This is a genomic window from Peribacillus sp. Bi96, assembly GCF_918698115.1.
GTDB lineage: Bacteria > Bacillota > Bacilli > Bacillales > DSM-1321 > Peribacillus.
Genome location: NZ_CAKKLV010000002.1, coordinates 463,719 through 470,422 on the forward strand (window position 1 = coordinate 463,719; position 6,704 = coordinate 470,422).

The 6,704-nt window shown below is 38.8% G+C and carries 7 protein-coding genes; 4 read left to right on the forward strand and 3 right to left on the reverse strand.

What is annotated here, in order from left to right; translation table 11 throughout:
• Positions 1–11 precede the first annotated feature (11 nt).
• The gene (locus LQ203_RS04650; protein WP_230156155.1) at positions 12–218 is read left to right on the forward strand and encodes a YqaE/Pmp3 family membrane protein; all 207 of its coding nucleotides are present in this window, start codon (positions 12–14) and stop codon (positions 216–218) included.
• 74 nt (positions 219–292) lie between these two features.
• On the opposite strand, the gene LQ203_RS04655 is transcribed toward LQ203_RS04650, so the two are convergent.
• Positions 293–2,863 (reverse strand): helicase-related protein, encoded by a 2,571-nt coding sequence (locus LQ203_RS04655; RefSeq protein ID WP_230156107.1) that lies wholly within the window; start codon positions 2,861–2,863, stop codon positions 293–295.
• Between the two features lie 529 nt (positions 2,864–3,392).
• Here LQ203_RS04655 and LQ203_RS04660 point away from each other — a divergent pair.
• On the forward strand, positions 3,393–3,605 hold the full coding sequence (locus LQ203_RS04660) for a hypothetical protein (protein ID WP_230156109.1): 213 nt from the start codon (positions 3,393–3,395) through the stop codon (positions 3,603–3,605).
• A gap of 496 nt (positions 3,606–4,101) precedes the next feature.
• On the opposite strand, the gene LQ203_RS04665 is transcribed toward LQ203_RS04660, so the two are convergent.
• Positions 4,102–4,281 (reverse strand): hypothetical protein, encoded by a 180-nt coding sequence (locus tag LQ203_RS04665; RefSeq protein ID WP_230156111.1) that lies wholly within the window; start codon positions 4,279–4,281, stop codon positions 4,102–4,104.
• Positions 4,282–5,043 carry a type II toxin-antitoxin system SpoIISA family toxin gene (locus LQ203_RS04670; RefSeq protein WP_230156113.1) on the reverse strand — a complete coding sequence of 254 codons (762 nt, stop codon included), beginning with the start codon at positions 5,041–5,043 and terminating at the stop codon, positions 4,282–4,284. It lies immediately after the preceding gene.
• 428 nt (positions 5,044–5,471) lie between these two features.
• Between LQ203_RS04670 and LQ203_RS04675 the strand changes: the two genes are divergently transcribed.
• Positions 5,472–6,386 (forward strand): MBL fold metallo-hydrolase, encoded by a 915-nt coding sequence (locus LQ203_RS04675; protein ID WP_230156158.1) that lies wholly within the window; start codon positions 5,472–5,474, stop codon positions 6,384–6,386.
• A 67-nt stretch (positions 6,387–6,453) separates the two neighbouring features.
• Positions 6,454–6,704 (forward strand): transposase (locus tag LQ203_RS04680; RefSeq protein WP_230155323.1); only part of this gene is annotated, 251 nt, incomplete at its 3' end.

Consider the following 6,704-nt stretch of genomic DNA (forward strand, 5'->3'; position numbering starts at 1 on the left):
GAGTGTTCATTATTCTATATTTAATCGCGATTCTTTTTCCGCCATTAGCCGTATTATTAGCGGGTAAACCCATTCAGGCTGTGTTTAATTTAATCCTCACCCTATTTTTCTATGTCCCTGGTTTAATTCATGCCATCTTAGTTGTGCATGATAAGAAAGCTGATAAGCGAATGAAGCTGCAAGCTGCACTAATTGCTAAATCGAAACGAAATGAATAAGCTTATCTATACAACCATACTTCAACCCGAATCCGTACACTGAAGGTGCCCGTTTTTCGGGTTGTTCGATCGGTTTAATTGTATCTGTGCGTCTTCCTATGCCCTCTATGGTAACAAGCATCACATATATGAAAACGAGAGTCATCGGGCAACTTTTTTCCACAACGCTTGCATTTTTTTTGATAATTCAGCATTTCATCTTTTAATTGATCATGAACGCCATCACTGATTTCTTCACGAATACGCTCCCAATAAACTGCTTCAGTCCTCTTGCCCATCCGATATAAAAATAATAAATGAAGGCCTATCGCTTTATAAGAAAGTTCCAATTCCTCGAGATTTCTAGTCTTGATGATCGGTTCAGGAAGATCACTGCTTTCGGCTATCGCCTCGACCGTTTCCAGCCATTGCCTGATGAGACTTGGTTCTTTGGCTGAAAAAGGGATATGCAGGAAACCATATAAATCCATTAAGGAAAAACGCACTTCGATTTCGGTATCACGTATTAGCTCGTAAAGCTCCCTTTCTTCCGATAGCGCAGCTTTTTTCGTCCCTTTAGGCGGCTCAAACCTTTCCCACATTTCGAAAAATGTTCCTAGGTTTCGGTAATACTTTTGAAATCGTTCAAATACAGCAGAGGTTGGGGCGATCGTAAAGGTTTGAACTGGCTCATCTACTTGTTCCAGCAACTTATTCATGATTTTGATCTCTGCTGTGAATGCAACCTTACCAGTGTCATATATACCTTTTCTCCCCGCTCGACCTGCGATTTGTTTAACTTCTTGTGAAGTCAATCTCCTTCTTCGTGTCCCGTCGAACTTTTCATTTTCAAGAAAGACAATGCGGCGTATTGGCAAGTTCAATCCCATTCCTATCGCATCTGTGGCAACGACGACTGATGTTTCACCGCGATTGAACAGCTCTATTTGCCGTTTTCTATTTTCGGGAGGCATACTGCCGTATATCATGCTCACATTATGTCCACTTTCTTTTAGGCGGGACGCCGTTTCCAGAACCTGCCTTCTCGAAAAGCAAATGAGTGCATCCCCTTTTTTGGTATACTTTAACCCAAATTCCTTTTGTTCTACTTCAAGCGGTATCTCCCGCCTATATTCGTGGAGTTCCAGATCTGCTTCATTCAAAAGGTTCAGAAGCATCACTTTGATATTCTTGCTCCCGATAATGTGTACTTCTTTCGCATTTGCTTGCGTGATTGCCCGAAACCATGAAAAGCCTCGATCTTTATCTGCAATCATTTGGGATTCATCTATAACGATTACTTCATGGTAGTCTTTTTCATGAAACATCTCAACGGTACTAGAAATGTGATTTGCACCCTCTACCGCCTTTTCTTCTTCACCGGTCTTTAATGAACAAGGAACTCCATCCGCATTTAACTTGTCAAACACTTCTAGTGCCAGCAGTCTAAGGGGAGCTAAATACAAGCCGCTTTCCGCTTCTTTCATTTTTTGTAAGGCCTGATGCGTCTTACCGGTATTTGTCTCCCCGATATGCAATACATATCTAACTTTTTTCCCTAAGGATGGAGTATAGGCCTTTCCTATAATGTCATCGATCATCCTTTGCTCTTCTGCCTGCTTCTTGGCTAGTTCTGCCAATGCTTCAGCTTTTCTTCTTTCTCTGTTCGCCTCGTCCTTTTCAAATATTTCCTCGTGCAATGTTTCATTAAAAGGAACTCCCTCAAGGTTCAGTAAATCAGAAACGTATTCTTCTTGAAGTTCGTCAAAACAGGCCTGGGACAAATCAGCCAATTCATCCCGCAAAATACCCTGCAGGACTTCAACCGTCAACCTCTCCCCATATGACTCCAAAAAATCATGATGAAGGGCAGCCGGTAATTGGTTCAAGTAATTTTCAGGCGCAATTTTTACAATGAAATCCGAAACTAACCTCTCATACCGATAGAAGTAATTTTCATATTCATAACGGTTCCTTCCCCAATCGAATAACGAATGGATATCGCCTGTCAACTCTTCAAAAAAATCAGTGACCATTATATATTCGGTTGCTTGAAATCCCCCTTCTTCAACTAATTTCTCTTCAAGCAAGTATGGATCGACGTATTGGAATTTAGGCTTATTATGAAGATCAGCTGCCAAAATCCCGGCAATATAATGCCTGACATGTAAATATAAAGGCAGTGAGCGTTCTTCAAAAAATGCATTAGCTCCTTCTTGAAGTCTTTCTCGTATCTTCCACCGTTTCTTAGCTCTAAGCTGTTCTTCTTGTCGTTTGAAGAAGTTTTCCCTTGCCTTTTTATATCGCTTCTCCCAATCTTCTTTATTTACAGCAAAGCATTCGTTCATCCACGTTAAAGCATTAAAGGGACGGTACTTCCTTAATTCGTTGCGAAACATACTATTGATCAGCTTGTGATCTGAACCTTCCGTTACAAAGCCCCTTTCGTTTAGAAAAAGCTTTTTTTCCTTTCTGGGCACATCGTTTGATGCTTTATTTAACCAAACATTTATCCAAATTTGCCCAATGAACGACATCCTGTCGGATATATATGTTGCATATGAAGGCAATGTCTCTTGATTCTCTAAATAAAAATCCATATCCTGGATGATTTTTTCCTTTGTATTCTCTATAGCAATAGGGTATATACTTTCTAATTTTCCCATAATGATCCCCTTTTGAATGATCCTGTATGTACGTAAGTCTTACCTTTTATTCTCTCCAAAACATTTCTTTCAATGAGCACGATACCTTCGTTTTCTCTATATAATTCAGACGGCTCATTAATCATGAGGAGCGGAAATGTCGCGGTTTTATTAAATGATAAATTAGACAAGATGGTTTAGATAAGATACTCTTGCCATTTCATGTATCGTATATTGCATGAGAACCAGACTTAAGAAAAATGAAATTTAAAAAATAGCCGAAAATCATATAGAAATATGGAGACAGTCCATTACACGATCTCGATAATCCATCAATGGAATCACTCCAACCTCTTATTTGAGTTTAGTGGAAATCTGGACAACTGTCACGGTTTTGGCTTGAAGCCAATCATTATTCCGAATTTGAAAGAACATGCTTTGACTAGTGACCACCCTCTAACGAAATTTATAGGAATGTGTGTTTTATGAGGGTTCTTGAACATAGGTTCATGATGTGCATTCGAGAAAAACTCTTTTATTCATTGGAGTTTTGACAGTTCAAACGATCGTGCTTGGAAATCGGATATCAGGAGTCTTTTTATCACGTCTTTACAATGGGAACTTCATTTATATTTGTAATATTCCATTGGATGTGGAGACGCCATTCTTAAGTCTGAATGACTTTTACATACTTTACAAGGTGGCAGTCATGTCAGGGCGTATCGGTGGTGATGTATTCATTGTATTATTTCATTCATCGTAATGTGAGTATTTAATGAAAAGCACTAAGGAAAACGCTGAATGATTATTGTAACATTCATCCACCATGCTCAATCTCAATAAGGGAAATGGTTAATTCGTTTCAATCAGAGATAAGCTTTTATCCTAATAAAATGAAGTCCCTCATGAAAAGAATCGATTGTACAATGATTTGGCAAAAGAGCTTCGTCGCAATAATATTCATACTTGCAAGTTGCGATTTTCAAAAAAAAAACCGTTCTCCATTGAGAGACCGGCTTTCCTTTATCTTAAAAAAATCCAACGTTTTGCTTTCAACCTTTGCAGTAGCCTAAGGAGATCGGCATTTTCCTTATGTATCCGTTTCTCGGATGGTGAAGCAGAGGGGGCCGGGATGTTCACTCTCTCGGGTTTTTTGTTCATATTCTAAAAAGACCCTTCCTATACTGTAGTTTTAAATAGTATATGCGGGTTCTCCTCTAAATATCATTCAGGCTAAGGAAAAACCTCTGCCCTGATCCTTATAAAACATTTTTTAACATGCTGAAGCGTGCAGTTTTTTCTTTTTGTTTCAGGATAATGCGTTCGTTCTGTTTCATCACTTTTTTAGTATGGGGGCTTAACCCTACATCTGGTATCTTTACCTGTGGTTTAATTACGGCAACTGAAACTTCACTTCCGGCTTTATCATAAATGCTCATTTAACCTTCACCACCTGGATTTTGTTTTATGACCATATCGAACATCATGATCAATAATGCTATTAATAAACAATCGACTTCTGAAACGAAGCTTTCTGATTTAACGTCTAGGATATAAGGTTCCATCAAAATACTTACAGGCTGAAGAGCCATTTTTTCTTCATCATTATAATACGTATCTTCTCTTTCCAATGTAGCACGAATGGTACTGCCATTCAAGTTCGGATGCCCATTTATCACCAATTGCTTGTCCTGTTCCGTTTTGAAAGAAAGAATTTTCACGTTCATCCCTTCCTTGGCTGCATATGCTTGAAGGAGAATGCTCAAATAAGCCAAGTATTCCTTATTTGTTTGATAAAACTCAGGAATCCCTTCTTTTTTCAATAGGTGAAACATATTCTTGACCTTTTCCCTATTGTCCGTTAATAGTTTGTCACTTTCCGCCACTGCTTTAGTTGCATAGGATAATTCATTATCGCCGATTTTGGATATATACATGCTCAAGAACACAAACATATCAATCAGGATGAATACAATGGCCATAATCAAAAAGTTTTTCCACTCGTTGAAAATACTCATTGGATAGAAATTCCAGTAAATCAGTGCTCCTAGTATAAAAATGACATACCAGGTTTTTCGAATCGCTTCAATCTTTTTACTTACCTTGTCTTTATATTTCCAAGAAAGAATGACATAGGCCAATAAAGCAAAAAATACTACCCATACAAAGACTCTGAAAAACGTTAACAATCGTATTATCACCTTACCCCTCATACGCCGGTTACATAACTTATCACTCTCTATATATTATTCATTATTTATACCTCTTTTCCCTGCTTACGGAGTGTGAAACTTATACACTGGTCTTAGGAGTTTTCATCCGCTTGAAGAACACTTCCCATTTTCACCACCTCGTAGTCACCGCAAATATTTATGGGACATTGCAGTAAATAACCTTACCTTTTCTGTGATATGATAAGTTAACGAAAAGGTCTGATTCATATTGGAGGAATATATTCATGCTGAAAATTTTAAAAATCCTCATTTCTTTTTTTATTTTATTGTTACTTTTCCTTAAGCTCTATCCACCTCTAGGGAGACGTACCTCCAAAGAAAAAGCGAAAAGTTTCAATGAGATAGAGCATTTTGCCAATTGGAAATTCCTCAATCAGATTCCTGCCAGTCAAGCGATGAGTCTTAAACATACTGGTTCGATATTACGGGATTACATAAAAGGCAATCCGAGAAGGAGGCCTGACCACCCAATCGTAATGGGTACAAAAGGACCTGCATCTGTGAATTCCAATAAAGTCACCTGGTTTGGTCATTCTGCATTCATGTTGGAATTAGATGGGAAAACAATTTTAGTGGATCCTATGTTTGGTAAAGCGCCCACTCCATTTCCTTGGTTTGGGAACAAGCGGTTTAGCGGAGAGCTGCCTTTGGATTTGGATAGTCTGCCTCCTATCGATGCCGTTCTACTCTCACATGACCACTACGATCATTTGGATTATTTCTCTATAAAGAAACTAAAAGATAGGGTCGGTTCGTTCATAGTACCGCTCGGTGTCGGAGGACATCTTGAGAGATGGGGTGTAAAAAAAGAGCTGATTTCTGAACATAATTGGTGGGATGAAGTTACATTCAAGGATTTGCAATTTGTTTGTACACCTGCAAGACATTTTTCTGGAAGAAGTTTACGTGATGGCAATTCGACGCTTTGGTGCTCTTGGGTAATTAATGGCCATGAAGAAAAGGTATTTTTCAGCGGCGATAGTGGATATGGTAGCCATTTTAAAGAAATCGGCGAAAAATACGGTCCTTTTGATTTAACATTAATGGAATGCGGCCAATATGATGAGCGCTGGTCCACCATCCATATGATGCCTGAGGAAACGGTACAAGCGCACATCGATGTACAAGGAAAACTGATGATTCCCATTCATTGGGCTGGATTCACATTGTCATTTCATGACTGGACAGATCCAATAGAACGGGTAACAAAAGCGGCCAATGAACTTGATGTTCAGGTCAGTACCCCTCAACTAGGCGAACCAGTATTGATTGGGACAAAAGACTTCCCTCGAACAATCTGGTGGAAATAAAAAAGGTCCGTCCTTGAACTGCACCCCAATTGTTAGACAACATCTAACAATTGGAGGTGCAGTTTTTTTGACTAAATATACGATAGACGAAAAATTACATGCAGTTTTAGAGTACTTAGAAGGGAAAAAATCCTATAAATCCATTGCACAAGAAAGAAATGTAGGTTTATCCCCTCTGAAAAGATGGGTCGCTCGCTATCTAAAACATGGGATGGAAGGACTTGCTTCATCCTATACAAATTACACTCTGCCCTTTAAACTAGAGGTACTTAAATATATGAACGAATATGGGGCATCAATCAACGAGACCGCTGTACA

Excerpts from the sequence above, each read along its gene's own strand:
- LQ203_RS04665 (WP_230156111.1), bottom strand. The coding sequence starts at position 4,281 with ATGAGCATTTATGATAAAGCCGGAAGTGAAGTTTCAGTTGCCGTAATT.
- LQ203_RS04655 (WP_230156107.1), bottom strand. The coding sequence starts at position 2,863 with ATGGGAAAATTAGAAAGTATATACCCTATTGCTATAGAGAATACAAAG.
- LQ203_RS04675 (WP_230156158.1), top strand. The coding sequence starts at position 5,472 with ATGAGTCTTAAACATACTGGTTCGATATTACGGGATTACATAAAAGGC.